Source organism: Mycobacterium sp. TH-M82 (assembly GCF_057473605.1).
The window spans coordinates 1-1,391 of the sequence record NZ_JBYCKY010000388.1; the positions used below are offsets into that span (position 1 = coordinate 1).

General features: G+C 65.1%; 2 protein-coding genes. Both read right to left on the reverse strand.

Annotation, left to right across the window (positions count from 1 at the left end; all coding sequences use genetic code 11):
• On the reverse strand, positions 1 to 1,063 hold a 1,063-nt coding region (locus AC2VON_RS12035), incomplete at its 3' end, for a cell division protein FtsK (RefSeq protein WP_486953173.1).
• Positions 1,060 to 1,391, reverse strand: a 332-nt coding sequence (locus tag AC2VON_RS12040; protein ID WP_486953174.1) for a plasmid replication, integration and excision activator, incomplete at its 5' end; no start/stop codon positions are given. The genes AC2VON_RS12035 and AC2VON_RS12040, both read right to left, overlap by 4 nt.

A 1,391-nucleotide genomic window follows, 5' to 3' on the forward strand; every position in this document is an offset into this window, starting at 1 on the left:
TGAAGGCGACCACCACGATGCCGAGTCCCCGGCCCTTGGTCAGAATCCGAGACAGTGAGCCTGCTACCTGTTTCTTGAGGTTCGCATCGGTCATGTACGCCGTCAGGCCGGCCAGCTCGTCGATCAGCAGGACCAGGAGCGGATTGTCAGCCGTCGGCTTATGAGCGCGCGCCGTGCCGGCCATCTGATTGCCACGCCTGTCCATGACTTCTTCCAGCTTGTGGAGCAGCTGCGCGGCCGCGGCCTCAGTCGTCGCGACAGTGGTGAAAAGCGTTGAGCCGATCGCGACCTCGATCCCGTACTTCAGGTCGATGGCCGGCAGCCGCACTACGCCTGCCTTTACCGCCGGGCCGAATCCGCCGGCGATGCCCCAGAAGATCGAACCCTTGCCTGACCCGGAGCAGCCGACGGTCAGCGTCTGGCGTTCTGCGATCCGTAGGGTCCAGAGCGATCCGTTCTCACGGCGCCCCAGTTCCACGCCGGTCGTGGCTATCCGACTTGTCGGGACAGCGGTTTCTGCCGTTGAAAGATGGGGGCGCATAACGAATTCCATGCGCACCGTCGCAGGCGAGACCACCGTTGTGCGCGCCGAGTGAGCGCGTAGAGCGTCGCGGATTGCCGGGACCGCTCTTTCGAGGTCATCGACCGTCTGACCGGTCCGGGTGCGCACCGTGATGCGAAGGCAGTGGCCGGAAGTGCCGACACTCAGCACACGCGGGTGGGTCCACTTCGTGGCGGTTGTCGTCTTGCCATCCGCGGTTTTGCGGGTGACCTGCTCCGAGGCTGACAACCCGCAGGCCTTGGCCACCCTAGACCAACCGAACAGCGCCCAGAGGCGCCACCGCATCCGTCGCGCAGGAGCGGCGCAGCACTGCTCGTAGGTGTCCGGTGAACTCAGTCGCCAGGCGACGGCGGCCAAGGCGGCAAGGCAGACGATGACGATGGACCACACCACACCGGCGATGACCAAGTGTGTGAGGCGATTGATCAAGTCGATCAAGTCGACACCGCGCCCGGAATACGGGTCGGCGGGTACTCCTGGATAAGGCGCAAAGGGGTTCATGCTGACGGCTTCCCCGCCGACGCGGTCGCCTTCTCCGTGTCGGCTGTCATCGCGGAGGCGCGGAACGACCACGCGATGCGACCGGATTCGCTCGATCGGTCGACATACGGCAGAACGGACAACTCCTCGAAAACCACCGGGGTGAACGGCATTCCGCTGTTGTTCGGCGGGCACACCGGCTGGGTTGGTCCGACGAACTTGACGGTGACCGTGCGTGTTCGCTTGCTTGCTGCCGGGTCGCCGTCGAGGACTTCCACCTGCCAGAGCGGCTGGCCGGATTCGCGGTCGGTCGCCTGGACTCGGTTGTCCTTCGTGGACCGGTCGTAGT